The 26300-nt window shown below is 67.3% G+C and carries 22 protein-coding genes; 7 read left to right on the top strand and 15 right to left on the bottom strand.

All coding sequences use genetic code 11. The features are described 5' to 3' along the window. The first annotated feature begins 536 nt into the window (after nucleotides 1-536). The gene (locus ACORQU_RS05095; RefSeq protein WP_491643766.1) at nucleotides 537-1283 is read left to right on the top strand and encodes an SDR family NAD(P)-dependent oxidoreductase; all 747 of its coding nucleotides are present in this window, start codon (nucleotides 537-539) and stop codon (nucleotides 1281-1283) included. Nucleotides 1284-1764: 481 nt separating this feature from the next. Here the strand turns inward: ACORQU_RS05095 and ACORQU_RS05090 are convergent, their stop codons facing one another. Continuing rightward, nucleotides 1765-2670, bottom strand: coding sequence for a LysR family transcriptional regulator (locus ACORQU_RS05090; RefSeq protein ID WP_491643765.1), 906 nt, complete (start codon nucleotides 2668-2670; stop codon nucleotides 1765-1767). Between ACORQU_RS05090 and ACORQU_RS05085 the strand changes: the two genes are divergently transcribed. Next, a complete protein-coding gene (locus tag ACORQU_RS05085; protein WP_491643764.1) occupies nucleotides 2599-3687 on the top strand; it encodes an NmrA family NAD(P)-binding protein in 1089 nt (362 codons plus the stop codon). The two genes, ACORQU_RS05090 and ACORQU_RS05085, sit on opposite strands and share 72 nt — an antisense overlap. Nucleotides 3688-3739: 52 nt before the next feature. On the opposite strand, the gene ACORQU_RS05080 is transcribed toward ACORQU_RS05085, so the two are convergent. The 3 genes from ACORQU_RS05080 to ACORQU_RS05070 form a co-directional block, all read right to left on the bottom strand. Further along, complete coding sequence (locus tag ACORQU_RS05080; protein WP_491643763.1) at nucleotides 3740-4246, bottom strand: DUF6702 family protein; 507 nt, start codon at nucleotides 4244-4246, stop codon at nucleotides 3740-3742. Between the two features lie 8 nt (nucleotides 4247-4254). Beyond that, nucleotides 4255-6642 carry a M1 family metallopeptidase gene (locus tag ACORQU_RS05075; protein ID WP_491643762.1) on the bottom strand — a complete coding sequence of 796 codons (2388 nt, stop codon included), beginning with the start codon at nucleotides 6640-6642 and terminating at the stop codon, nucleotides 4255-4257. 179 nt (nucleotides 6643-6821) lie between these two features. Beyond that, complete coding sequence (locus tag ACORQU_RS05070; protein WP_491643761.1) at nucleotides 6822-8510, bottom strand: ATP-binding protein; 1689 nt, start codon at nucleotides 8508-8510, stop codon at nucleotides 6822-6824. A 229-nt stretch (nucleotides 8511-8739) separates the two neighbouring features. Between ACORQU_RS05070 and ACORQU_RS05065 the strand changes: the two genes are divergently transcribed. From ACORQU_RS05065 to ACORQU_RS05055, 3 genes are read left to right on the top strand one after another with little or no spacing between them, the layout of a single operon-like run. After that, complete coding sequence (locus ACORQU_RS05065; RefSeq protein ID WP_491643760.1) at nucleotides 8740-9891, top strand: SPFH domain-containing protein; 1152 nt, start codon at nucleotides 8740-8742, stop codon at nucleotides 9889-9891. Nucleotides 9892-9907: 16 nt separating this feature from the next. Beyond that, a complete protein-coding gene (locus ACORQU_RS05060; RefSeq protein ID WP_491643759.1) occupies nucleotides 9908-11224 on the top strand; it encodes a TFIIB-type zinc ribbon-containing protein in 1317 nt (438 codons plus the stop codon). Beyond that, on the top strand, nucleotides 11221-11490 hold the full coding sequence (locus tag ACORQU_RS05055) for a hypothetical protein (protein WP_491643758.1): 270 nt from the start codon (nucleotides 11221-11223) through the stop codon (nucleotides 11488-11490). The genes ACORQU_RS05060 and ACORQU_RS05055 overlap by 4 nt, the downstream gene beginning before the upstream one ends. 41 nt (nucleotides 11491-11531) lie before the next feature. On the opposite strand, the gene ACORQU_RS05050 is transcribed toward ACORQU_RS05055, so the two are convergent. The 4 genes from ACORQU_RS05050 to ACORQU_RS05035 all read right to left on the bottom strand — a co-directional run bounded on the left by ACORQU_RS05050 (nucleotide 11532) and on the right by ACORQU_RS05035 (nucleotide 15513). Then, nucleotides 11532-12242: an rRNA pseudouridine synthase gene (locus ACORQU_RS05050; protein WP_491644965.1), complete on the bottom strand. Its 711-nt coding sequence runs from the start codon at nucleotides 12240-12242 to the stop codon at nucleotides 11532-11534. Nucleotides 12243-12338: 96 nt separating this feature from the next. Further along, on the bottom strand, nucleotides 12339-13781 hold the full coding sequence (locus ACORQU_RS05045) for an NAD-dependent succinate-semialdehyde dehydrogenase (protein ID WP_491643757.1): 1443 nt from the start codon (nucleotides 13779-13781) through the stop codon (nucleotides 12339-12341). 263 nt (nucleotides 13782-14044) lie between these two features. Next, nucleotides 14045-14494: a hypothetical protein gene (locus tag ACORQU_RS05040; RefSeq protein WP_491643756.1), complete on the bottom strand. Its 450-nt coding sequence runs from the start codon at nucleotides 14492-14494 to the stop codon at nucleotides 14045-14047. A gap of 626 nt (nucleotides 14495-15120) precedes the next feature. Continuing rightward, the gene (locus ACORQU_RS05035) at nucleotides 15121-15513 is read right to left on the bottom strand and encodes a hypothetical protein (RefSeq protein WP_491643755.1); all 393 of its coding nucleotides are present in this window, start codon (nucleotides 15511-15513) and stop codon (nucleotides 15121-15123) included. A gap of 222 nt (nucleotides 15514-15735) precedes the next feature. Here ACORQU_RS05035 and ACORQU_RS05030 point away from each other — a divergent pair, with 222 nt between their 5' ends. After that, nucleotides 15736-16632, top strand: coding sequence for a GNAT family N-acetyltransferase (locus ACORQU_RS05030; RefSeq protein WP_491643754.1), 897 nt, complete (start codon nucleotides 15736-15738; stop codon nucleotides 16630-16632). 403 nt (nucleotides 16633-17035) lie between these two features. Here the strand turns inward: ACORQU_RS05030 and ACORQU_RS05025 are convergent, their stop codons facing one another. Beyond that, the gene (locus tag ACORQU_RS05025) at nucleotides 17036-17338 is read right to left on the bottom strand and encodes an HPF/RaiA family ribosome-associated protein (protein ID WP_491643753.1); all 303 of its coding nucleotides are present in this window, start codon (nucleotides 17336-17338) and stop codon (nucleotides 17036-17038) included. 132 nt (nucleotides 17339-17470) lie between these two features. Here ACORQU_RS05025 and ACORQU_RS05020 point away from each other — a divergent pair, with 132 nt between their 5' ends. Then, a complete protein-coding gene (locus ACORQU_RS05020) occupies nucleotides 17471-18589 on the top strand; it encodes a hypothetical protein (protein WP_491643752.1) in 1119 nt (372 codons plus the stop codon). An 83-nt stretch (nucleotides 18590-18672) separates the two neighbouring features. Here the strand turns inward: ACORQU_RS05020 and ACORQU_RS05015 are convergent, their stop codons facing one another. The 6 genes from ACORQU_RS05015 to ACORQU_RS04990 all read right to left on the bottom strand — a co-directional run bounded on the left by ACORQU_RS05015 (nucleotide 18673) and on the right by ACORQU_RS04990 (nucleotide 26159). Further along, on the bottom strand, nucleotides 18673-20961 hold the full coding sequence (locus ACORQU_RS05015; RefSeq protein WP_491643751.1) for an FdhF/YdeP family oxidoreductase: 2289 nt from the start codon (nucleotides 20959-20961) through the stop codon (nucleotides 18673-18675). A gap of 114 nt (nucleotides 20962-21075) precedes the next feature. Continuing rightward, nucleotides 21076-21387 carry a cytochrome o ubiquinol oxidase subunit IV gene (locus ACORQU_RS05010; RefSeq protein ID WP_491643750.1) on the bottom strand — a complete coding sequence of 104 codons (312 nt, stop codon included), beginning with the start codon at nucleotides 21385-21387 and terminating at the stop codon, nucleotides 21076-21078. Next, nucleotides 21387-21998, bottom strand: a complete 612-nt coding sequence (locus ACORQU_RS05005; RefSeq protein WP_491643749.1) for a cytochrome c oxidase subunit 3 — start codon at nucleotides 21996-21998, stop codon at nucleotides 21387-21389. Before ACORQU_RS05005 ends, ACORQU_RS05010 begins: the two co-directional genes overlap by 1 nt. Beyond that, a complete protein-coding gene (locus ACORQU_RS05000) occupies nucleotides 21995-24055 on the bottom strand; it encodes a cbb3-type cytochrome c oxidase subunit I (protein WP_491643748.1) in 2061 nt (686 codons plus the stop codon). Before ACORQU_RS05000 ends, ACORQU_RS05005 begins: the two co-directional genes overlap by 4 nt. Continuing rightward, the gene (locus tag ACORQU_RS04995) at nucleotides 24045-24968 is read right to left on the bottom strand and encodes a COX aromatic rich motif-containing protein (RefSeq protein ID WP_491643747.1); all 924 of its coding nucleotides are present in this window, start codon (nucleotides 24966-24968) and stop codon (nucleotides 24045-24047) included. Before ACORQU_RS04995 ends, ACORQU_RS05000 begins: the two co-directional genes overlap by 11 nt. A gap of 564 nt (nucleotides 24969-25532) precedes the next feature. Beyond that, nucleotides 25533-26159: a YiiX/YebB-like N1pC/P60 family cysteine hydrolase gene (locus tag ACORQU_RS04990; RefSeq protein WP_491643746.1), complete on the bottom strand. Its 627-nt coding sequence runs from the start codon at nucleotides 26157-26159 to the stop codon at nucleotides 25533-25535. Between the last annotated feature and the right edge of the window lie 141 nt (nucleotides 26160-26300).

Below are 26300 nucleotides of genomic sequence, written 5' to 3'. Positions count from 1 at the left end.
CAATCCCCCGCGCCAACCACTGCCCCGGTCGCCGAAACGCGCAGGTGCGCCGCCCGTGGCCAGCGTGTGTGGGACAGCCGGTGCTGTCGCGTGGGGACGTCATTGGGTCCGCCAGGTGAGGCGTGATGCTTCGCAACCTCCGCACGCGTGCGTGGTGCCAGCCGCCCGCGCGCCACCGCATCGTGCAGGTCATGTGCGATGGCCAGTACGGACTGGAAGTCTTCGCCCGGCCCGTACGAACGGACAGTTCCTGCGTTTCGACGAGACGACTTCTGAATCGGTACGGGGACACGGACATGCGCGAGCGTGGGGCTCTGGCGGCTTGAGTGTCTAGACACTCCCGTCCACCGAACGGTTCCGCTGCCCAACACGTGCCAGTGGCTTGGCGTCTCCTGCCATCGCTTTCATCATCCCGTGCACGGGATGAAGTCTCCCTGGACTGCCCTCTTATCCATTGGCCGGCGGCGCCCCATTCAAGAGACACATGCCGTCGGCCGTTGCCGCGCGTGTCTCCCTTCTTTAGACAGGTTATCAATATGAGCAAGCTCGCAGGCAAAGTCGCCGTCGTTACCGGCGCATCCAAGGGCATCGGCGCGGCCATCGCCACGGCGCTAGCCGCCGAAGGCGCGGCGGTGGTGGTCAACTACGCCTCCAGCCGCAGTGGCGCCGATGCGGTGGTGACACGCATCACCAGCGCGGGCGGTCGGGCCGTGGCGGTGCAGGCCGATGTCGCCCAGGCAGACCAGGCGCAGGCGCTGGTCTCGGCTGCGGTCGAGCACTTCGGCCAGCTGGACATCCTGGTCAACAACTCCGGCGTCTACGAAATTGCGCCGCTGGAGGCGATCACGGCGGCGCACTTCCATCGTCAGTTCAACATCAACGTGCTGGGCTTGCTGCAGGTCACCCAGGCGGCCGCCACGCAGCTGGGTCAGGGCGGCAGCGTGATCAACGTTGGTTCGGTCGTCAGCACCACGACCCCACCGGGGATGGGCGTGTACACGGCGACCAAGGGTGCGGTGGATGCGCTGACCGGCGTGCTGGCACGCGAGTTGGGCCCGCGCGGGATCCGGGTCAACAGCATCAACCCGGGCATGGTCGATACCGAGGGCGCGCAGGCGGCGGGCTTCGTGGGATCCGAGTTCGAAACGCAGGTCGTCGCGCAGACCCCGCTGGGCCGTATCGGCGCGCCGGACGATATCGCTAAGGTCGCGGTCTTCCTGGCTTCCGAGGATGCGCAGTGGGTCACCGGCGAGCTGATCAAGGCCGGCGGCGGGCTCAAGTAGGCAGGCCCGCATCGCGGGGCGTGCCCAAACCAGGACGCGCCCCAGCGTTCAAGACGCGCGCATGTCCCTGCGTCCCCATCTTGCTGATCCTGTCGGTTCTCGTGATGCCCATCGGCGCACATGCCGCCGATGGGGTGAACTAGGACATCTACGCCATTCCCTCGCCGTCCCTGGTGTAGGTGGTGGCCGATGCCGGGAAACGCCTAGCTCAGGGCGGCATGACCACCTTCTGCCGTAGGGCTGTGCGGTGCACGCCACGCTGTACTTGATGCGCAGCGCGGCCCTGCAGCGCCTGGCCGATATGGTGGCGCTGGCGGCCGAGCCCTTGCGTGACCGCAACGTGCAGCCGTCGACCGGATGTCGGTCTACCCGGAGAAGCTGCCGGGGCTCGAGCGAGATGGCTCGCCGAACGTGTTCGCCCCGTTCGAGCCGCAGCTGAACCTACTGGCCGAGATCAGGCCGGATGTCTTACAGGCGTCCCCTAGGGGGACAGGGCCGATTCCGCCTTCGTATTCACGACGACACCCGCGACGAAGTCGAGGAAGGCCCGGCACTTCGCGGGCAGGTGGTGTCGCGAGGGATAAAGCGCGTAGAGCGAAAAGCGCTCATCGGACCACTCCGGCAGCACCTGTACCAGCTTGCCGCTGCGCAATAGCGGCTCGACGCCCAGTGCCATCACCTGGGCAATGCCATGGCCGGCCAGGCAGACGCTGTGCTGGGTCCCGACATCGTTGACGGTGAGCTGGCCATGGGTACTGACCTTGGTGACGCGCTTGCCGCGGTGGAATTCCCAGTCGAACGGGCGACCGGTGAGCGGGTCGCGGTACTGAATGCAGATGTGCGCATCGGATTCCAGCTCCTTGGGCGCGCGCGGCGTGCCGTGCCGGCGCAGGTAGGCAGGGGCGGCTACCGTCAGGATGCGGGTGTCCAGCAGGCGTCGCGCCACCAGCGAGGAGGCCACCGGCTCGTGGAAGCGCACCGCCATGTCGAAGCCATCGGCCACGATGTCCCCCAGCCGGTCCCGATTGATCAGCTCCAACTGGAGTTGCGGATGCGCGGCCAGGAAGCCGCCCAGCTGCGGCCCCAGCATGAGCCGCGAAAAATAGGGGTCCACGCTGACGCGAAGGCGCCCCCGGACCGCGGTGGCGCCGGCACTCACTTCGCTGGCGGCCTCTTCCAGGGCGGCCAGCAGTGGCAGTGCGCGCTCGTAGAGCCGATGCCCCTCATCGGTGAGTGAAACCGAGCGGGTGGTACGGTCAAAGAGCCGCACGCCCAGTCGGGCCTCCAACCTCGCCACGGCACGGCTGACACCGGGTTGGGACATGTCCAGGACCTCTGCCGCCGCCGCAAAGCTGCCGCAGTCGACGATGGCAGACAGAACCCCCATGCCGTTGAGAACGCGTTCGTCAAATGCCATGGCGCATGCCGATTCGTCATCAATAAAATGACGTTCATGTTATCGCGTCATGTGAAACGTGCGCGGACAATGCGCCTCATCCGGCAGCCGCCGCACACGAAGAGGATCCATCACATGTATGCCATCACGGGAATCACCGGACAGGTGGGGGGCGTCGTCGGGCGCAGATTGCTTGATGCCGGGCAGACGGTGCGCGCGATCGTGCGCGACGCTGACAAAGGCCGGCACTGGGTCGAGCAGGGCTGCGCGCTGGAGGTCGCCACGATGGACGATGTCGATGCCCTGCACCGTGCGTTCGAGGGGGCGGAAGGCGTGTTCGTCCTGCTGCCGCCCGCCTTCGACCCGGCGCCCGGATTTCCCGAGGCGCGGCGCATCATCGATGCCGTACGCGCCGCCCTCGCCGCCGCGCGGCCGGCACGCGTGGTCTGTCTGTCCACCATCGGAGCCCAGGCCGATCAGCCCAATCTGCTCAACCAGCTCGGCATGATGGAACAGTCCCTGCGCACCCTGGACCTGCCGATGGCCTTCCTGCGCGCTGGCTGGTTCATGGAAAACAGCCAATGGGACATTCAACCCGCCCGCGAGCACGGCACGCTGCCCAGTTTCCTGCAGCCAACCCATCGCGCGATCCCCATGGTGGCGACCGAGGACGTCGGCACCACGGCCGCGGCCCTGCTGCAGGAGCACTGGGAAGGCGTGCGGATCGTGGAGCTAGAGGGACCCTCGCCGGTGTCGCCGGATGCGATCGCCACTGCGCTGGCCGACCTGCTTGGCCGGCCGGTGCGCGCCGAGGCCATCCCGCGCAATCAATGGGCCGAGCTGTTCCAGGCACAGGGCATGCAGCATCCGGTGCCCAGGATGCAGATGTTGGACGGCTTCAATCAGGGCTGGATCGCCTTCGAGGGTGGAAGCCTGGAGCAGCGCAAGGGCGTGGTCACCATCGAGTCGGTGCTGCGCGGCCTGGTTGCGCGCGCGCCATCCACCTGACGCATGAGCCGCTCTGGCCCTGGTGCGGAAGGCCCATCAGGAGATCTCCCTCTCAGCCGTCCTCGCCCTGCGGCACCGGCTGCCAGCTCGCCTCGGTGAAGCGCAACGTGCGCGTGGTGCCGCCGCGGTGCACGTTGACCTGGTTGTCGATCTCCGGGAAGACATCGGCCAGCAGCGCGTCGCGCACCTGCAGCGCGGCGTCGTGGTCCTTCAGCTGGCCGCGATAGCGCAGCTCGATGTCGTCGCCGGCCAGGGTGGTCTTGTCCAAGGTCAGGGCGACGGTCTGGTCGCCCTCGGCCAGCAGGAAGTGCTCGCCGACATAGCCGGTCAGCGCGGTCAGTGCCTGCGGGTCGTCCAGGCTGGGCTGGGCCTGCGGGGCGATCTGGCGCAGCACGCCCGGCTCGATGTCATGCGCGGTCAGGTGATGGGTGACCAGCACCTGGCCCTTGGCGTCGATCCGGACCACGCTGAGCGTGTCGTGGCCGCGATGGGCGAAGGCGCTGGCGCTGGCCAGGCAGGCCAACAGGCCCAGCAGCAGGGGAAAGTGAAACGGCTTCATGGCGGGGGTCAGTCCTTGCTGGGTGCGGGATAGGCCTGCAGCGAGTCGGGCAGGACCTTCAAGTCGTCCTCGCGCATGCGGTTGTCCTGCTTGGGCGGGCTGGCGATCTTCAGGGTGCGCGTGGCGATGGTGCCGGTGAACAGGTTGTTGCCGCGGTCGGCATCGGCGGTCTCCCACAGCGGGTCCAGCTCGGCGCGGGTGATGGTCTTGTCGGTCACGTATTCCCAGGTGACCTGGCGCCCGTTCTTGCGCCACACCTCGGCCGGGATGCGCACGATGGTGTCGCGGCCATCGGAGAAGGTGAGCTTGAGGATCACCGGCATCACCAGTCCGCCGACGTTGCGCAGGTCGAAGCGGTAGAAGCTGTCGCTGACCGCGCGCGCCTGGCGTTCCTCCGGGCTCAGTGCGGCGTCGTCTTTTTTCGCCTTGCGTCGCGCGCTGGCGGTGGGGGCGAAGCGCTCGGCGCGGTCGTAGTAGTCACGCGTGGCCGGATCGGTCTCCACCACCGTCTTGCCGGTGTTGCGGCTGGCGGTGAGCGAGGGCGGCTCCTTCTGGTACTCGCCGCGGTTCCAGGTGGCCTCGGCATCGGGGTTGCCGCTGTCCAGGCGCCAGCGCACCACCTGGTCCAGCGCGATGTCCACGTGGTCGGTGCCGTAGAACCAGCCGCGCCAGAACCAGTCCAGGTCGATGCCGGAGGACTCCTCCATCGTGCGGAAGAAGTCGTACGGCGTGGGATGCTTCATGTACCAGCGCTGGGCGTACTCGCGGAAGGCGCGGTCGAACAGCTCCCGGCCCATCACCGTTTCGCGCAGGATGGTCAGCGCGGTGGCGGGCTTGGCGTAGCCGTTGGCGCCGAACTGCAGTACCGAGTCGGACTGGGTCATCAGCGGCACCTGGTCCTGGCTGACCATGTACTCGACGATGTCCTTGGGCTCGCCGCGGCGCGAGGGGAAGTCGCGGTCCCACTGCTTCTCGGCCTGGAACTGCAGGAAGGTGTTGAGTCCTTCGTCCATCCAGGTCCACTGGCGCTCGTCGGAGTTGACGATCATCGGGAAGTACTGGTGGCCGACCTCGTGGATGACCACGCCGATCAGGCCGTACTTGGCGCGCTCGGTGTAGGTCATGTTGCCGGTCTTCTCGTCCTTGACCGGGCGCGGGCCGTTGAAGGTGATCATCGGGTATTCCATGCCGCCCACCGGCCCGTTGACCGACTGCGCGGTCGGATACGGGTAGGGGAAGGTGAAGCTGGAATACACCTTGAGCGTGTGCGCGATGGACTTGGTCGAATACGCATCCCACAGCGGGCGCGCTTCCTTGGGGAAGAAGGACATCGCCATCACCAGCGGCTGATCACCGCCGGCCTGGTGCACGCCCAGCGCGTCCCAGGCGAACTTGCGCGAGGACGCCCAGGCGAAGTCGCGCACGTTGTCGGCCTTGAACACCCAGGTCTTCTCGCCGCTGGCGCGGCCGCGCTCGGCGGCCTCGGCTTCGGCCGGGGTCACCACGAACACCGGCTCGGTGGCATCGCGCGCCTGTGCCAGGCGCTGGCGCTGAGCGGCGCTGAGGATCTGGTCGGCGTTCTGCAGCTCGCCGGTGGCGGCCACGACGTGGTCGGCCGGCACGGTCAGTGCCACGCGGTAGTCGCCGAACTCCAGGGTGAACTCGCCCGAGCCCAGGAAGGCCTTGTTGTGCCAGCCCTCGTAGTCCGAATACACCGCCAGGCGCGGGAACCACTGCGCGCCTTCGAAGATGCAGTTGCCGTCCTGGCCCTTGTCGGTGAAGCACTCGTAGCCGCTGCGCCCGCCGACGACCTTGTTCTCGATCATCGGGAACGACCATTCGATGTGCACCTGGGTGCTGCCGCCGTTGCCGGCCACCGGCTGGGCCAGGTCGATGCGCAGCAGGCTGTCGACCACGGTGAACTCCAGCGGGCGGCCGTTGCCGTCGCGCACCGACTTGATGGTGAAGCCGCCTTCCCAGTCCTGGTAGCGCTTGGCGCGCCGCACCTGGCCTAGGCTGATGGACTCGCCGGACACCGTGCGGCTCAGGTTGTCCATGGAGTCGCGCTTGAAGCGGTTCTGGTCCAGCAGCAGCCACAGGTAGGGCAGGCTGTCGGGCGAATGGTTGTGGTAGACGATGGTCTCCGCGCCGGTGACCTGCTTGCTGGGCTCGTCCAGGCGCACCTGGATGTCGTAGTCCACCTGCTGCTGCCAGTAGCGGTAGCCCGGCGCGCCGGCGGCGTTGCGATAGTCGGTCGGGGTGGGCCAGTCCTCGCCCTCGAGCTGGCGGAACTTGTCCTCGAACGGCGCCTTGGTCTGGCGGATGGCATCGGCCTGGACGCCGAAGCTCAGCAACAGCAACGCGGCCGCACAGCCGCGCAGGAACGGGGTGGTCAATGCAGGATCCTCGTGGGGAGAGGCGGCGGGTGGCGGCACCGGCCGCGACGACGCGCTCCCGATCATTTCCTGTCAGGTGCCGCCAGATCAAGGCGCTGGCGGGCGAGAACGCTGCTGCGGGCGCAGCCTGTCGTATTTGTAAGCTTATTCCTTCCGGCCGCCAGGCCAGGGGGCAGCGGCTAGCGCCCCAGCGCGGAGCGCAGTGCCTGGGAGAGCTGTTCCAGCGAGTAGGGTTTCTTGAGGACTTCGAAGCCGTGCGCCGAATCGCTGGCCAGCATGTCGCTGTAGCCGCTGGCCAGGATCACCGGCAGCCCGGGGCGCTGCTCGCGCAGGTGTCGGCCCAGGTCCAGCCCGCTCATGCCCGGCATGACCACGTCGCTGAAAATAGCGTCGAAGCGGGCGACGTCTTCATCCAGGGCCGCCAGCGCCTGGTCGGCGTTGTGGGCCAGGACCACCACATAGCCCAGCTCGGACAGGGCCGAGGTCACGAATTCGGCCACGCCGGCGTTGTCCTCCACCACCAGGATCCGGGTGTCACCCGCATCGCGCGACGCGACCGGGGGCTCGGCGATGGCCCGCTCATCGATTGCCTGGTCCACGCACGGCAGGTACAGGGTGAAGCGCGTGCCACCGTCGCGGCGGCGACGCACCTCGATGTCACCCTCGGACTGCTTGATGAAGCCGAAGACCTGGCTCAGGCCCAGGCCGGTGCCTTCGCCGACGCCCTTGGTGGTGAAGAAGGGTTCGAAGATGCGCTCCAGATCGCCCTCGGCGATGCCGCTGCCGCGATCGGCCACCGAGATGGCGACGTAGTCGCCGGGGCGCGCGGCCAAGGTGCGCAGTGCCGGGATGCGGTCCACGCGCGCCACCTTGATGGATAGCTCACCCCCGGCGGGCATGGCGTCGCGCGCATTGGCGGCCAGGTTGATCAGCGCCGTATCGAGCTGGTTGCGGTCCAGCAGCACCGGGACGGGCGCACTGGGGACGCTCAGATGGACCGCGACCCGCGAGCCGACCAGGGTGCGCACGATGTCGGCCACCTCGCCCATGCTGGCGGTCAGGTCGAAGACCTCCGGGGCCAGGGCCTGGCGCCGGGAGAACGCGAGCAGCTGATGGGTGAGCTTGCTCGCGCGCTGGGCCGCGCTGGCGATGGACTCGACAAAGCGCATGCGCCGGTCGGCGGGCAGGTCCTCGCGGCGCAGCAGGTCCACCGAGCCTGTGATCACCTGCAGCAGGTTGTTGAAATCGTGCGCCACCCCGCCGGTGAGCTGGCCGATGGCTTCCAGCTTCTGCGCCTGGCGCAATTGTTCCTGCGCACGCAGCAGCTGCAGTTGGGCCTCGCGCGCTTCCTCGGACATCGTGCTCAGGTGGCTCTGGTGTTCGCGCTCACTCAGCACGCGCTCGGTCTGCTCGCTGACGATGCAGAACAGCGCCACGACCTCGTCCTCGTTGCCACGCACCGGGGAATAGGAAAAGGTCCAGTAGGTGTCCTTCAGCGTGCCATCGCGGTCCATGCGCAGGGGCAGGTCGACATAGCGCGAGGCGCGTCCCTGGAAGGTCCTCTCCACGCTGGCCCGGACATCGTCCCAGACGTCCCACCAGACCACCTCGAGCCGTTCTCCCATCGCGCCTTCCAGCTTGTTGCCCAGCAGGGGCAGGTAGGCATCGTTGAAGAACATGCGCCGTTGCTCCCCCCAGGCGAACCACATCGGCTCGGGCGACTCCAGGATGAAGGTCAACAGGCGCCTGAAGACCAGGGGCCAGTGCGATGGCGTGCCCAGCGGCGAGGTCGTCCAGTCCACCTCGCACAGCAGGCGATGGGCCTGGCTGTCGGGCGCCGCGGTGGGCAGGGGCAGGGTGAGGGACATGACGCGAGGACGGCGCTCGGGCAGACAACTGCGCTATCACAACACGAGCGGCACGCACATGTCTGTATTGCAAGCGTGAAAGCGGCAGGAGGCCTTGCCGGCCCGCGGCCGAGCTTGCGTTGCTGCAGGCACGACCGGTGCGCATCGCACCTGTCCACCACGGGCGGCGGGTATAGTGCGGCGCGCATGGTGGCCACACCGGCCGGCCAGGAATGACAGGAGAGCGGACATGGGGCTTGTACAGGCAGTGGCGGGGGCCGTGGGTGGCGTGCTGGCCGACCAGTGGAAGGACTTCTACACCATCCCCGAGAGCCTGCCGGCCACTGCTGCGGTGTTCGCCGCCGTACCGCAGGGCACCAACGCCGGCCGCGGCTCCAACACCCATGGTTCGTCCAACATCATCAGCAACGGGTCGAAGATCGTCGTGCCCGAGGGCTACGGCCTGTTGCTGATGCAGGACGGCAAGCTCACCGGCTTCGTCGCCGAGCCAGGTGGCTATGAGTGGCGCTCGGACGATGTGAACTCCAAATCCCTCTACGCCGGTGACGGGCTGATCGCCTCGCTGGTCAGCCAGAGCTGGGAGCGCTTCAAGTTTGGCGGCCAGCCGGGCGCGCAGCAGGCGGCGTACTTCGTCTCGCTCAAGGAGCTGCCGGACAACCGCTTCGGCACCCAGTCGGAGATCTATTGGGACGATGCCTTCCTCAACACGCAGGTCGGCGCGGTCACGCGCGGCGCGTACACGCTGAAGATCGTCGATCCGATCCTGTTCGTGAAGAACTTCCTGCCGGCGGCCTATCTCCAGCCCGGGAAGGTGTTCGACTTCACCGATATCGACAACGCCGCCGCTACCCAGTTGTTCAACGAGGTGGTCGGCTCGCTGGCGCCGGCCTTCAGCCTGTACTCCAACGATACGGCCAGGGGCAACCGCATCACCAAGCTGCAGCAGGACGCGCTCGGCTTTGCCAGGAGCCTGTCCGAGGCGGTGGAAGCCGGCTACCAGTGGACCTCAGACCGCGGCCTGGCCATCGTCAAGACGGCCATCGTGTCGATCGAGTACGACGCCAACACCCGCGAACTGCTCAAGACCGTGCAGCGCGCCGACGCGCTGGCCGGCGCGCGTGGCAACTCCAACCTGCAGGCCTCCGTGGCGCAGGGCATGCAATCGGCTGGCGAGCACGGCGGTGCCGCCGGCCTGGTGGGCCTGGGCATGGCCTCGGGCATGGCCGGTGGCCTGGGGAGCCTGCAACAGCCTGCGGCGCCGGCCGCCCCTGCGGCCGACGACCCGGTGGCCAAGCTCAAGAAGGCCAAGGAGATGCTCGACCTGGGCCTGATCACCCAGGCCGACTACGACGCGGTCAAGGCCAAGGCGCTGGGTCTGTAACGCGCAGCTCGCGGCCATGAATCAAGCCAAGGGGCCACCCCCGCCGCCGCCTTTGCCGCCGCGTGGGCCGGGATCGCCGCAGGACGTGCCGCCGTTGCCCGGTGATGCCGGCGTGGACGCCTCCACGCTGCCGCCGCCGATCCGCGATGAGCTGCGGGCGCCTGATCCAGCGGCCATCGACACGGCCAGTGACGCGCTCAAGGACGGCCTCAACCGCTGCCCGAAGTGCGGCTCGACCGACATCCGCCAGCGCCCCGGCACCGACATGCTGGTGTGCCTGTACTGCCGCAACGAGTGGCAGGGCCAGCGTGTGGAGGAGGCATTCGGCTTCGGCGAAGGCATCGACCAGCTGCGCGGCACGGTCATCGCCTCCGGCGCGCAGGACATCGATCCGGAGGCCGCGGCGCTGATGACCTTCAAGTGCAGCGGCTGTGGCGCCGAAGTGACGGTCAACACCAATAGCGGCATGACCGCGCGCTGCCACTGGTGCCGGCATGTGTTTGGCGTCAACGAGCAGGTGCCCAACGGCGCCGTGCCCGACGCGGTGCTGCCGTTCCACATCAAGAAGGACGATGCGGTGGCGCGCATCCGTCAGTTCGTCGGCAAGCGCCAGCTGTTCGCGCTGAAGGCGTTCAAGGAGCAGTTCACCCCGGACAACGTGGTCGGTGTGTACCTGCCCTACATGATCGTGGACGGCAACGTCAGTGCCGAGGTGGCCGGGCACGGGGAAATCCAGACGCGCCGCTATACGCGCGGCACCGACAAGAACAAGCAGACCTATTACGACGCCGACGTGTACCGCGTGGCGCGGCGCGTGGACTTCACCGTGGACGACCTGCCGCTGGAGTCCTCCGGCACGCGCGGCAACCTGGACACCCGCGCCAACACCAACAACATCATCAACACCATCCTGCCGTTCGACACCAAGAACGCGGTCAGGTGGAACGCCTCCTATCTGGCCGGCTTCACTTCGGAAAAGCGCGACCGCGACGTGGAGCACCTGCGTCCGCGCCTGGAGGACCAACTGCTGTCCATCGCCCGCGCCCAGGTGCATGGCTCGGTCTCGCGCTATGACCGCGGCGTGCGGTGGGAGCGCGAACGCCTGCAGGTGCACGGCACGCGCTGGGTGGCGATGTATTTGCCGGTGTGGCTGTATTCCTACCACCAGCCCGGTCGCAACGGCGGCATGCTGCACTACATCGCGGTCAACGGCCGCACGGGGGAGACCATGGGCAGCGTGCCCGTCCAGCAGTGGAAACTGCTCACTGCCGCGCTCACCGCCGGCACGATCCTGGAAGGCATCGCGCTGGCGATCCTGGCGCACGTGTCATGAGCGACGACGGTGGTCTGTGGTTGCTCGCTCTCGGCCCCGCCGGTGCTACCGCGCTGTACTGGGCGCTGTATCGCTATTACCGCAACACCGACAAGTCGCACGCCTTCGAGCGCGAGACCACGGTGCAGGCACAGCCGGTGAGCGGGTCGGACGAGAAGGTCGACCGGGTAACCGGCACCCGCCGCACCCGCATCGAGGGCGACAATGTCGCCGCCTACCGCGCCCGCGTGCAGCGGGTGCGCGATGACGATCCCGGCGGGACGTAGCCGAGGGCTTTGTTTCCCCGGCTTTGGACACAGCTTTTCCTCTAAAACCGCTTGTCCGCCGGCAGGTAGCGCCACTCCCCCGGCGCCAGCTTGCCCAGCGGGATGCTGCCGATGCGCAGGCGGCGCAGGCTGATGACTTCCAGCCCGACCTCCCGGCACATCGCCTGTAACTGGCCGTGCGCGACGGGCTTGATGGCGAAGCGCAGGCGATCCTCGTTCTGCCAGCTGACCTTGCACGGCGGCAGCGGGCGCCCCTGGTAGTGCATGCCGCGCATCAGCCGTGCCAGGCCGTAGGGCGGCAGCTCGCCGCGGACCTCGACCACGTATTCCTGCTCGATCAGGCGCGCGTCTTCGGTCAGCCTGCGGATCACGCGTCCGTCCTGGCTGAGCACCAACAGGCCGCTGGCCTCGGTGTCCAGTGGCAGAAGCGGCTGCAGGCGCTGGAAGTGGCGCTTGAGCATCCGCGTATGGGTCATGTCCAGTGCGCTGTGCGTGGCCGGACCTGCCGCCGCGATGGCGTCTTCGGTACTGACGCCGGCTGGCTTGTGCAGCAGCAGGGTGGCCGGCTCGATGGCATCCAGCGTGGCCTCGGCGTCCAGCGTCACCTGTTCGGGCGTGGCCAGCGTCTGCGGCTCCTCGGTCACCACGCCGTCCACGCTGACCCAGCCGCCTTCGATGTACTGCTGCGCCTCGCCGCGCGAACAGCCGGTCAGCGCGACGACGCACTTATCAAGGCGAATGGGATCGGACATCGGCAGGCTCGACAGCAGGCGCGCCAGTGTACGCGGCACGCCGCCCGAGCCGGTGCCGCTGCTGTGTGCACGAGCAGCGGCGCCTTGCAGATGGGCTCACACCGCGGTGATGCTGACGGCCTTGGTGTTGAGGTAGGCCTCGACCGCTTCGGGGCCACCTTCGGAGCCGTAGCCGGAATCCTTGACCCCGCCGAAGGGCATCTCTGGGGTCGGCAGCGCCGGCTGGTTGATCCACAGCATGCCGGTCTCGACCTGCTGGGTGAGCAGGTGCGCGTTCCTGAGCGAACGCGTGAACGCGTAGGCCGACAAGCCGTAGGGCAAGCGGTTGGCTTCGGCGATGGCTTCCTCCAGCGTGTCGAAGCCGCGCACCGCGGCCACCGGGCCGAACGGCTCGTCGTTGAACACCGACGCCTCCAGCGGCACGTCGGCCAGCACGGTCGGCGCGAAGAAGTTGCCGGCGCTGCCCACGCGTTCGCCACCGGTGGCGACCTTGGCGCCCTTGTTGCGTGCGTCCAGCACCACCTGCGTCATCGCCTCCAGGCGCCGCGCGTTGGCCAGTGGGCCCAGCGTGGTGTCCGATGCCAGGCCGTTGCCCAGGGTCAAGGATTCGGCGTGCTTGACCAGGGCCTCGGTGAAGGCCTGCTTGATGCTGTTGTGGACCAGGAAGCGGGTCGGGGAGATGCACACCTGGCCGGCGTTGCGGAACTTGGCGCCGCCGCTGGCCTTGACGGCCAGGTCGACATCCGCGTCCTCGGCCACGATCACCGGCGCGTGGCCGCCCAGTTCCATCGTGGCGCGCTTCATGTGCTGGCCGGCCAGTGCAGCCAGCTGCTTGCCCACGGCGGTGGAGCCGGTGAAGGTGATCTTGCGGATCACCGGATGCGGGATCAGGTACGAGGAAATCTCGGCCGGATCACCGAACACCAAGCCGACCGTGCCGGCCGGGACACCGGCATCGACGAAGGCCTTGATCAGCGCGGCCGGCGAGGCCGGCGTTTCCTCCGGCGCCTTAACCAGGAACGAGCAACCGGCCGCCAATGCGGCGCCCAGCTTGCGCACCACCTGGTTGATCGGGAAGTTCCATGGCGTGAACGCGGCGACCGGGCCGACCGGCTCCTTGATCACCAGCGCCTGCGCGGCCAGGTTGCGCGAGGGCACGATGCGGCCATACACGCGGCGGCCCTCGTCGGCGAACCATTCGATGATGTCGGCACCGGCCAGCGTTTCGACACGGGCCTCGGCCAGCGGCTTGCCCTGTTCCTGCGTCATCAATGCCGCGATGTCGTCGGCGCGCTCGCGCAACAGGGCGGCGGCGCGGCGCATGGTCGCCGCGCGTTCGTGCGCCGGCGTGTTGCGCCAGGCCTGGAAACCCTGGCTGGCCGCGGCCAGGGCGCGATCCAGGTCGGCCCTGCCGGCGTGCGCCACGGTGCCGATGACCTGGCCGGTGGCGGGATTCAGCACGTCCAGGGTCTTGCCGCTGGCGGCATCGATCCAGTCGTTGCCGATCAGGAGTTGGGTGTTGGGATAGGACGCGGACATGGGGGAATCCTTGTCGATGGAAAGGGCAGGCAAGGATAGGGACCGAGGCCGAGGTCGGCATGAAACGCCGCGTTCCGCGGTGCGATTGACCCGCTCGGCGAGACAGGCGCGCGATGTTCCCGCGCATCGCTGCAGGGGACGCATACGCGTCAAAACTGGACGCGTGTCGCGGCGGGCGTGTGAACCGTCAGTTGCGGCGCGGGCTTTGGGCCAGGAGCTGCGATGCCGACGAGCTGCGTTGGCTTGGCAAAAGGCCGTCCGGCTCAGGTGCCGCAGGGGGGCGCTGGGGAAACCGGTCCGGTTGCCTGCTGAAGCAGGACCGGAAAGTAAAATTCGAGGGGCTGGTTGTTGAAGAGAAAGCGGATTTCACGGATCTCGACCTCTTGCTGGACCAGCTCGAAGGCCTGGGTATGCAGCCACTGCATCTGTGCCTCGAACTCGATGGGATCGGTGGCGGACCTGGGGATGAACTCCCGGCCGAGCTCGACGCAGATCAGTCCGGATGCGGTCAAGCTGGCGGTGACGCGTTTGGGCAGCACCTGATCGGGCTGTTTGCGCAGGTACTCGAAGGTCGTGGGGCTGGCCAGCCTGGCGACACTCTGGGTCATGTGCTCGCCGATACGCATGGCGATGGCTTCCCGCTCGCGCGCATCTAGATTGCTGGCCTGCACCTGTGCGCTGGCCGGACGGATCGCGGCCAGCAGCAGGCACACCGCAAGAAAAAATCCACGTGGCTTCGGCATCTTCCTGACTCCATCCCTGGTCAACGGTCCTTGATTGCAGTCGATGTTAACGCCGCGATCCCGGGCCACGATTGCGGAATGCCGCGCGGCCGCCAACTGCGGCGCTAGGTGATCTTAAGCCAGTCGATTAAGGCACGCAGCGCCGGTGGGGTCTGTGGATGAGTGGGGGTAGAGGTGAAAGCCAGGGAAAGTGGAGCAGGAGGCGTCCAGCCACTGCAGCAGCCGGCGGTCGGAGCTTGGCGGCGACTTCGTGCTGCATAACATAGCCTAGGCCGACGCACGTCGCGGCTTGCGCCCGCGCCCAGGGCGAGCAGGCCGTGCTCGCTCTAGGCCAGGGCCGGTGCCAGCGACTGCAGCGGGCGTTCTCGCCGGCATCGTTGGGGCCACGCTGCGCCACCCGCCTACGATTCACTGCTTTGCTAGCCGGTCAGCGCGACAACACATTCAAGGCGAATGGCCTGGAACGATGGAGACTGGTCGGCGGGCGCGCCAGCGTACGCGCCTGTGAACATGTGCCGCGCCTTGCAGGACAGGCGGGCCCGAAAGCCCCCCTGTCCTGCATCGCGCACGGCAGGCGCCGGTCGGGTTACGCCGGGTCAGTTGATCTGGGTCCAGGCCACGCCGTCCGTGCCATGCTTGCGGCCCTCGCAGGCGTCTTCCACCACGTGGAAGGTCAACACCTTGCCGCTTTTGGTCCAGGTGTATTTGCCGACCTTACCCGTGCAGTCCTCCTTGATCGCATCGCCTTCCCAGGTGTCGGTCACGGTGGCCATGTTGCCTTTATGGGTGTAGGTACCCTTGACCCAGTCCTCGCCGGTGGGCGTGGTGCCGAGAAAGGTGCCGTCCGCATTGAAGATGACGATGGTGTTGTCGCTTTGGTAACGTCCGATGGGAAACGCGGTGGACTTGGTGGCAGCGTTACTTGAACAGATCACTGCGAACAGTGACAGCAGTGCCAAGGCGATGGCGGTGCGTGGCTTGGTCATCATGCGAAGCTCCATGAAAGGGCTGTGCAACGGGCGGCGCCCGGCGATCGGTGCGCCTGCTTGCCAGGACGCGGGAAGGCGGCGGAAACGGCCATCGAGCGTGTGTGACGTGGCCGTGGCTGTGACCTCGGCCGATGCGCCTGCTTCGGAAGGCGCGCGGCTCCGCTCCAACGCAGGGGCCGACGCGGCTCGGCCACTCGATGTTGTGCGGATGGATCTGGTCGAATGAAGATGAACATGCCCGATGAGTCGTTGCTTGATCGCCCCGCCTGGGCCAGCCTGAACACTACGCACTTGCCGCTGTCGGAGGGCACGCCGCTTGCGCGCCGTTATCTGCGCCAGGTCAATCGCTTCGCTTCCGCCCGCGACGATGACCAGGCCGCACTGTCCGCCCTGGCGGCCTTGGTCGCGCCTGGAGAACAGGTCTACGTGCTGCAGGTGCCGGACATCGTGGTGCCGCCGACGCTATCGGCTGTGAAGCGGGGGCTGTGCGTGCAGTTGGTCGCCTCGGCACCGTTGTCGTCCCCATCAGCGGCGGGTGAGGCCATCGTGCCGCTGGGCGCACACGATGCAGCCGAGATGCTCGCGCTGGCCACCCTCACCGAACCGGGGCCGTTTCTCTCACAGACCCACCGCATGGGCGACTTCGTCGGCATTCGCATCGAGGGGCGACTGGCGGCGATGGCCGGGGAGCGCTTTCGCTTTCCCGGCTATACCGAGGTCAGTGGCGTGTGCACGCATCCAGACTTTCGCGGACGCGGGCTGGCGCGGCGACTCTCGCAGCACGTCGCCGCCAACATCGCCGCCCGGGGCGACACAGCCTTCTCCTGCATGCCTGGAAGCACAACACCGGCGCCATCGCGTTGTACGAGGACCTGGGCTTCGCGTGGCGCTGTGACGTACAGGTCGCGGTGCTGGAACGCCCGGATACGCAGGTGTAGGGCGCTGGCCCGAACACGCATGTTCGGGCCAGGATCATGCGGCGGTCAGGAGCCGCCGAACCCCCGGCTGGATTGCGCCGCGGGGACGGCGTTTTCCGGCTCCCAGCTGGCCGTTGCGGCGCCCAGCAGGGGATCCCCGTGCGGCGGGGTGAACTCACCCAGGTCATGCTCGCTGGGATAGGACGTATCGGCGGCATCGGCCTGCCGACGCTTCCACATCCGATAGGCGACCACACCGGCAGCGCCAAGGGCGATCAGTCTCAATAGACGCATGTTGTAGTCCTCGCAGGCTGATAGAGCCATAGCCTGGCCAGATGGCGGTTAGGCGGATGTGACCACGTGGGCAACCGGCGCTCGGCAGAGCTGACGACGCTGCAAGCCACAAGATCATGGGGTGTGGCAGGGCAACGCTGGCGGGGCCTCAGAATGGCCACGGATCGTCTGGTGTCGGGGAGGCAAGATCGACGCGCGACGCGTGACCTGGACTGAGCGGATCGGCCTTTCCCAGAGGTCCGCGCGTTGCGCGGTCTTGGCGTCATCCAGGGCCCGGGCAGCGTGTCCTGTCCGGGCGTTGGCGTTGCGCATCAGTGCGACAGGCTGCTTGCCAGGACGTGCTGCAGCTTGCGCGCCGCGCCGGTCACCGCCGCGGCGATGGTGGCGGCCTTGTCGGTCACGGCGACCGGCTGGTGCCCGGAGGGGCGGGCTTCCATCGTGCAGACCTGATCCTGCTCGCCACCGCGCGGTCCATTCTCGTCGCGCAGATGGACCTCCACCCGGGTGATGCGATCGCCGAAACGTTCCAGCGCCGAGGCGACGGTCTGTTCGACATGGCGTTCCACCGAGGGGTCGCGGTGCACGTTGTGGTCGGTGTTGAGTTGAATCTGCATGGTCTGATCCTGCTGTCGTTGCGTGTTCGCACGCTAACGCCAGTCTTGCAAGCCATGTGTGATGGAGCAGGACCTGCACCGCTTGTCAGCCTCCGGTAGCCTGTGCGGTTTTCACACCGATGTGGTCTGGTCTTGGCGTTTCTGCAGTTTCTTCTGGAGGCATTGCTCATCGTCGCGATGCTGGTCGCGGTCGTTGGGCTCTGCTACCTGGCCTGGCGTCTGCTGGATGGCGCCCTGAAGGCGTGCGGAGTCCCCACCCGGCGTGTGTGGGGCGACCGGGCGATGGTGGGTCTGACCGTGGTGGGGATCGGCCTGGCGGTCGCCGGTTTCGTCTGGCTGGCACAGATGCGCCCCAACCAGGCGCAGACGCGCGTGTGGCTGTCCAAGGTGTTCGGATATCCCACCACGCGTATCACCGTGAACGTGGAGGGCTTGGACGCGGTGACGCGACGGGCACTGGTCGACGAGCTCACGCCGATGATGCGCGCCCAGCGTGCCCGCTTCCGCTATCGCATCGTCAGCTCACGCATGCACACCAGCACCACGGTGCGCGCCGATTTGCCCAGCCGCTACAGGCTTGGCAGGACGCGCCTGGAGATTGTCACCGGCAGACCGATCGATCCCGAGAAGCAGCGTGCGCTCGGGCAGGTCCTGCATGCGGCCGGACAGCCGTCCGTACCGGCCTTGCCCGAGCCGTTGTGGGCCGATGTTCGCCAGGGGCAAGCGCCGGTGCTGGAAGCCGCGCTGTTGCCTCACACCGCGACACTGCGGGTGGACGATGGTGTTGGACCTGCTGGCTATGAACGACAGCAGCGATGCGCACTTCAGGTGCAGGGCTTGGTCTCGGTGGACGTGCTGGATGCGCATGGCGGGCCGCTGCGCCCCCCGCCCACCGATGCGGACACACGGCTGGTCCTGCGCACGCGTCCCCACGGCCTGCGGCAAACGCGCTTGCGCTTGCTGGACATGACCTACGTGCCCGGTGAGCACGGCCGGTTGATCAAGACGGCGCCGCACGACAGCTGGCGGATCTACATGGCCTTTTCGCTGGTGCCCGAAGGCGTCTCACCTGATGGCGATGACTGCGACGCCCGCCTGCTCGATGCGCTGGACCCGGCGTGGGTACAGGCCGATCTGCGCCACCAGTTGCCTGCGCTGTCCCAGGCCAAGGGCGTGAGCGTGGCGCCTGTCGCCCGCTTTCTGCCCTGGCAGGCCGGCGATGGCTGGGTCGAGGTCCCGGCCCGCCCGTAAGCGGGGCCCGGACCGACACGCCGAGGCGCATCGGCGCCGCAAGGCCACCAGGGCAGCCTCTCGATAAGCAGCGCCTGCCCAGCTCAGGCCGCGCGCTTCACGATCCGCACCGGCACGCCCTTGGAGGCCGGCGTCTTGGACGCCTTGTCGTGCAGCCACAGTGGGACCAGCGGGTTCATTTCCGGGTAGTAGCCGCCCAGGCAGCCGTCGGGCAGGTTGAAGGCGGTCACGGTCAGATCGTCCACCTGGCGCACCACCTCGTCGCCGGCATCGCCGACCAGGCTCACGACATCGCCCTCCTTCAGCCCGGCACGTTGCATCTCGGCCGGGTTGATCAGCAGGATCTGGCGGGAGCCTTCCAGGCCACGCAGGCGGTCGCTGTGGCCATAGATGGTGGTGTTGAACTGGTCGTTGGAGCGCATGGTGATCAGGTGGTAACGGCCCGGCGCATCGCCGATCCCCAGGGACGACATCACCGTGGGGTTGGTGAATTCGGCCTTGCCGCTGTCGGTCTTCCAGTCGCGTTCGTGGGCCGGGTTGCCGCGGTAGAAGCCACCGGGCTGGAACATGCGCGCGTTGAAGTCATGGAAGTCGTCCGGATAGGTCTGGGCGATCAGCTCGCGCACCAGGCCGTAGTCGCCGGTCCAGTCGTCCCAGCGCCACTTGGGATGGGCCGGCAGGGTGGCCTTGGCGATGCCGGCCACGATGGCCAACTCGGACAGCAGGTGTTCGTCGGCCGGCTTGCGCTTGCCGGTGGAGCCATAGATGTGGCTGAAGCTGTCTTCGATGGTGATCGACTGTGGCCCGCTGGCCTGCAGGTCTTCCTCGGCGCGTACCAGGCATGGCAGCAGGTAGGAGGCATGCCCGTGGACCAGGTGGCTGCGGTTGAGCTTGGTGGCGATGTAGACGGTCAAGGCCTGCTGGCGCCAGGCTGGTTCCATCACATCACGGTCGGGGATGGCGCGCACGAAGTTGCCGCCGAGGCTGACGAAGCCCTTGACCGTGCCCTGCTTGATGCCTTCGCAGGCGTCCACGGTGGTCAGGCCAGTATCGCGCGGCGGCTCGAAGTCGAACATCTGCGCAAGCTTGTCCAGCGGGACCAGTTCGGGCTTTTCCGAGATGCCGACGGTGCGCTGACCCTGCACGTTGGAATGACCCCGCACGGGGGACATGCCCGCGCCCCGGCGCCCGATGTTGCCGCGCATCAGCATCAGGTTGACCAGCATGCCGATGCTCTGCGAGCCGTGCACATGCTGGGTCAGACCCATGCCATAGACGCCGATGACGTTCTTCGCTTGCGCGTAAACCTCGGCCGCCGCTTCAAGGTCGGCGCGCGCAAGGCCGCTGACCTGCTCGATCTGATCCCAGCCGGTGTCGCGCGCGGTCTTGACGAAGTCATCGAAGCCATGGGTGTGCTGGGCGATGAAGTCCCGGTCCAGGACGCCTTCCTTGCCCGCTTCGCGCGCGGCATCGTCCAGGGCCAGCACGTGCTTGCACAGGCCCGTGAGCGCGGCGATATCGCCACCGGGCTTGACCTGCAGGTACATGTGGGCCAGCTCGGTGGCCTTGCCGGTGAGCATCTGACCCACGTTCTGTGGATTGACGAAGCGCACCAGCCCCTGCTCGCGCACCGGGTTGAACACGATGATCTTGCAGCCGCGCCTGACCGCCTCCTGCAGCGGATGCAGGAAGCGTGGACTGTTGGTGCCGGGGTTCTGGCCGAAATAGAAGATCGCATCGCAGTGCTCGAAGTCCTCCATCACGCAGGTGCCGACCGGCGAACCGATCACTTTCTTCAAGCCCACCGAGGTGGTCTCGTGGCACATGTTGGAGCTGTCGGGCAGGTTGTTGTGGCCGTAGAAGCGGGCGAACAAGGCGTACAGGTAGGAGGTTTCCAGCGAGGCCTTGCCCGAGGCGTAGAACATCACCGACTTGGGGTCCAGCGCCTTGAGCTCGGTGGCGATGCCGGTGAAGGCCTGCTCCCAGCTGCAGGGCACGTAGGTATCGCTGGCCGCGTCGTAGCGCATCGGCTCGGTCAGCCGGCCCTGCATTTCCAGATCGTAGTCGGCCCACGCGCGCAGCTCGGTCACGGTGTGGCGGGCGAAGAACTCAGGCGTGCAGCGGTCGCGGGTGAGATCCCAGATCGTGGCCTTGGCGCCGTTTTCGCAGAACTCAAAGGTGTGCGGATGCGTCGGCTTGCCCCAGGCGCAGGAGCTGCACATGTAGCCTTCGGCCTTGTTCTGGCGCATCAGGGTCTCGAGCACCGCCGGGCTGGACAGTTCGCGCGCGAACACCTGGCCCATGCCTTTCAGTGAGCCCCAGCCGCCGGCGGGACCTTCGTGTTGGATGGAGGGGTCTTGTTCGTCGCTCATCGTGCACCTCGGTGGTGGATTGGCTTGTGTGTGGTCGTGGCTGCCGCTTGCAGCCTGGGCCACGCGGGCGGGTACAGATACGAAAGCACTGCGCCTCATGCGTGTGCCTGTGCGTTACATCATTCGCTGGTTCTGGTTGAAGATGATCCACAGCGAGCCGGCCACCATCAGCCCGATGATCAGGCCGGTGAACAGGATCAACTGCAGGTCGTCGCGGTGGGACTGCTTGAGGTCGATATGCAGGAAGAAGCGGAAGTGCGCCACGACCTGCAGCAGCGCCAGGCCTGCGACCGCGGCCAGCAGTCCGTCGGGCGGCAGAGGGTGCCATGCCACCAGGGCAAAGGCCGCGCCGCTCAAGACCAGGGCCAGCCCCAGGCCGATCACATAGCGACGCAGTTCACGGCCGAAGGCCTGCCGGTCTTCCATCACAGCAGCCCCCGCAGGAAGACGAAGCTGAAAAGCATCACCCACACGATATCCAGGAAGTGCCAGAACAGCCCCAGCCGCAGCAGCCGGGTGCGGGTGGTATGGGTCAGGCCGAACACGCGCAGTTGCAGCATCATCACCACGATCCACACACAGCCAAAGGCCACGTGCAGGAAGTGGGTGGGCACCAGCGCGAAGAACGCGGAAAGGAACCCGCTGACCTGCGGCCGCGCACCCTGCCTGGCCATGTCCATGAAGTCGTGGATTTCCAGCCCCAGGAAGATCACCCCCAGGCCCAGGGTCACCGCCAGCATGCCCTGCAGCCACGCCATCGACTGGCGGTACTTCATCGCCAGCGAGGCCAGGCCGAAGGTGAAGCTGCTCAGCAGCAGCGTGCCGGTCTCCAGCGCGGCCGGCGCCAGCTTGAACACCTGGCGTGCATCCGGGCCACCAGCGGTGTTGCCCGAGAGGCTGGCGTAGACCGCGAACAGCAACGCGAACAGCACCGCATCGCTCATCATGAGCACCCAGAAGCCGAACATCACCCCTTCGGTGGTCGGCTGCTGGTCGCCGGCGCGCAGATTGATGCCCGGATGGATCCGCCCGCTCATGCGCCCACCTGGGCCAGGCCGTGGTTGCGCGCGGTGTGTTCCGCATCGCGCGATGCCGGTGTCGCGTCGGCGATCGCGGCGTGCCAGCGTGCTTCAGTGCGCGCGACCTCCTCGGCGCTGAGGGTGCGCTCGGGCCGTGGCACGAAGGTCCAGACGATCACCGCGCCGATGCTGCCCAGCACGCCAAGCCCGGCCATCCACCAGATGTGCCACACCAGTCCGAACGCGGCGGCCAGCCCCAGGCCACCGAGCACCGGACCGATCGCGCTGGACTGGGGCAGCGCAATGGCGTCGTAGCGCGGCGGTGGCACGTAGGCCGTGCCGGACTGCTTCATCGCCCAGAAGGCGTCGCGCGCGTTGACCTGCGGAATACGTGCGAAGTTGTATTCCGGCGGCGGCGCCGAGCAGGCCCATTCCAGGCTGCGACCGTCCCAGGGGTCGCCCACCGGCACCCGATTGCGATCGCGATGGCGGATGCTCACCGCCAGCTGCAGCACCAGCGCCGCCAGTCCCAGTGTGATCAACACCGCGCCACCGGCCGCCACCAGCAGCCAGGGCCGGAAGCCGGGATCGAACACCTGCGCGCTACGCCGGGGCATGCCTTCCAGGCCCAGCACGTACAGCGGCATGAAGGCCAGGTAGAAGCCCACCACCCAGCAGCCGAAGGCGAGCTTGCCCCAGCGCTCCTCCAGGCGGAAGCCGAACGCCTTGGGGAACCAGAACTGGTAGGCGGCGATCATCCCGAACAGGGTGCCGGGGATCAGCATGTTGTGGAAATGCGCGACCAGGAAGGTGGTGTTGTGGACCAGGAAATCCACCGGCGGGATCGCCAGCAGGATGCCGGTCAGCCCGCCGATCACGAAGGTCACCAGGAACGCCAGGCCCCACAGCAGCGGCGTGGGGAAGCGCACCTGCCCACGGAACATGGTGAAGATCCAGTCGTAGATCTTCACCCCGGTGGGGATGCCGATCAGCATCGTGGCGATGCCGAACACCGCGTTGATGTGGGCCGACTGGCCCATGGTGAAGAAGTGATGCAGCCACACGGTGAACGAGAGCACCGCGATGGTCAGGGTGGCGATGACCAGCGAGGTGTAGCCGTAGAGCTGCTTGGCCGAGAAGGTGGAAAACAGCTCGGAGAACACGCCGAAGGAGGGCAGCACCACGATGTACACCTCGGGGTGGCCGAACAACCAGAACAGGTTGGCGTACAACATCATGTTGCCGCCGCCGTCGTTGGTGAAGAAATGCATGCCCAGGTAGCGGTCCAGGGCCAGCAGCGCGGTGGCCACGGTCAGCGCCGGCATGGCGAAGATCATCAGGATGCTGGTGCACAGCGCGGTCCAGCAGAACAGTGGCATGCGCATCAGATCCATGCCTGGCGCGCGCTGCTTGTACAGGGTCACGGCGAAGTTGATGCCGGTCAGGGTGGAGCCGATCGAGCCCAGCGTCACCGCCCAGATCCAGTAATCCACGCCCACCCCGGGGCTGAAGCTCAGCTCGGTGAACGGCGCATAGCCCGACCAGCCGCCGGTGGAGAACGGCGCCAGGATCAGCGAGATCATCACCAGGGCCGCGCCTGCCGCGGTCAGCGCCAGGCTGATGGAGTTGAGCGCCGGGAAACTCACATCGCGCGCGCCGATCTGCAGCGGCATCACGTAGTTGATGATCCCGGTCAGGAACGGCATGGCCATGAAGAAGATCATGATGCTGCCGTGGGTGGAGAACAGCTGGCCGAAGTGCTCGGCCGAGATGAAGCCGGACTGGTTGACCGCATCGGCCTGCTGCAGGCGCATGACCAAGGCTTCGATCACCGCCCGGGCCAGCATCACCAGGGCCAGCACCACGTACATGATGCCGATGCGCTTGTGGTCCACGCTGGTGAACCATTCCTGCCACAGGTAGCGCCACCTCCCTTTCCAGGTGATGTAGCCTGCCGTGCCCAGCGCGCCCAGGACGGCGATCAAGGCCGCGCCCATGGCCACGACGCTGTCAGTGGGCAAGGCCGACAGGCTCAGCTTGCCCAGCCAGGGACTGACGCTGGCTTCAATGCCCATGCGCGGCCTCCGCGGCAGGAGGAGGGTTGGCGGGTAGATGCGAGTGCCCGTGGTATTTGGCGGCCAGGCCATCGAATAGGCCGTCCTGCACCTGGCTGAAATACAGCGGCTGCTCCTGGACTTCGCGCGCAGCGACCTTGGCGTAGCGCGCTGCGTCCAGACGCTCGCCATTCGCGCGTACGCCTTGCACCCACGCGGCGAAGTCCTGCGGGGGCATGGCCTGGGCGGCGAAGCGCTGGTTGGCAAAGCCGCTGCCGTTGTACTGGGTGTTCTCCCCCAGATAGCGGCCGGCCTTGTCCGCCTGGAAGGACAGTTGGGTCGTCATGCCCGGCATCGCATAGATCTGGCCGGCCAGCCTGGGCATCAGCAGGGAGACCATCACCGAGTCGCTGGTCAACTGCAGATGCACCGGGCGCCCCACCGGGAACACCAGCGCATTGACGGTGGCGATGTGCTGCTCGGGATAGATGAACAGCCACTTCCAGTCCAGTCCGACCACCTGGACCTCAAGCGGCGCGGTGTCCGCGCTGAGCCGGTGATAAGGATCCAGCGCCTGGGTCCGGGTCCAGACCTTGTAACCCAGCACGGTCACCACGATGGCGGGCACGCCCCAGATCAACACCTCAAGCAGCCAGGAAAACGACCACCCCGGCTGGTAGCGGCTGCGCGGGTTGCGGCGGCGGTAGCGCCAGGCCACCCACGGCGTGAGCACGAACACCGGCACCACCACGAACAGCATCACCGCCACCGCTTCGGCCAGCAGCTTGCGCTCGGCGCTGGCGATGGGGCCGGCAGGTGGCGTCAGCGAGGTGGCGGCGGCGTGCAGCGCGGGCAGGCCAAATATCAAGGGCAGGACCAGCAGCGCCAGAAGCCTGGCCGGCAGCTGCACGCGTACGGGGACCCACCTGTGCACTTGATCTCCTCGGGAGGGGGGCGGAGTTGATGCCGCAGTTCCGGGCATCCGACCGTGGGTCGCGCCCTCGAAAATGACAGAACTGCAAGGCGTCGAGGGTAGGCAACGGGGCCGGCAAGAACACGTGAAGCGGGAAGCGTGCGCGTCGGCTGGCACGCGTGCGGTCATGCGATCGCGCAATGCGCGTCTTGGCCGATGGGCGCGCGGCGGTGGATTTCGGCCGCATGAAGACAAGCGGCAGGCGTGGCAAGCGCAAAGGCGAGCCATCGACGATGCGCACTTCAACGGCCACCACGTGGACGTCTTGAAGCGGCGGCGCGGTTGGCCTTCTGCCGACGCGCTTGTGGCCGCGGTGTCGTGCCGCCCGCGCACGAGCGTCAGTGGATCTGTGAAGCGTTCTTCGCTGGCCCCAGAAGGCGTATCAGCGGAAAGGGCGCGAGGGCGATGCGTGCTGCTGGAGGTGCGGGACGCGGCGTGGCGTGCAGGCGGAGCCCGTCGCTCGCCTCCTTCCCGGTCAGGCAGGCGAAGGCTGGAGCAAGGCGCCGGCCCGCCCGTCAGCGGGCCTTAGAACAACGCGCCGATGCGTGTCAGCGCCGGCGAGGCCGCCATGTCGTTGGGATTGGTGCCAGGCTGGTCCTGCGGCACGGCCATGCCGCGGGTCTTGTAGAAGTCGATCCAGTACTGCGAGATCTCGCCGGTCTGCGGGTTCTTGAAGTTCATCGGCTGCAGCGCGAAGACATGATGTGCGCGGAAGGCGCGCTCGATGAAGTCCGAGCAGTAGTAGCTGTCCTCGGACTGGACGTAGGTGACGTTGTACGGCTTACCCAGCATCGTGCGCGCGGTGGCAATGGCGTCGGGGATCGTGTCGCGCTGGGCCTGCTTGAGGCGGTAGAGCACCACATGGCGATGCTTGGCGCGGGCCTCTTCCAGGAACGCGGACAGCGGCTGCTGGCGCGAGCCCTGCTCGTCGGCATGCAGCACGATGCGTTCGGATCCATCGTGTGCCACCAGCGCGACGTGGTCGTAGCTGAGCTGGCCCTGCTTGCCGGTGGCATCGTCGATCGCACCACTCAACCCGGTGCTACCGGCGCTGACGAACAGCAGGTCGCCGTCGCGCACCTGCGGCGCCTTGGCCAGGGCCGGGACGATGGAGGAAAGCAGCAGTGAGAACAGCAGGACAAGCGCACGCATCGCAGGATGGCCTGGGTGGGAAGGAGCGCCATTATCACCGCGCAGGCAGCACGGCGGATTCAGCGCCGTGCCACCCAGTGCCGCAGCTGGGAAGCCGAGCCAGGTGGCAGAGCGGTGGCGGCTTGGCCCGCCCAGGCCATG

Source organism: Pseudoxanthomonas sp. JC1303 (assembly GCF_058448525.1).
This window is presented reverse-complemented; position numbering and strand designations above follow the sequence as displayed.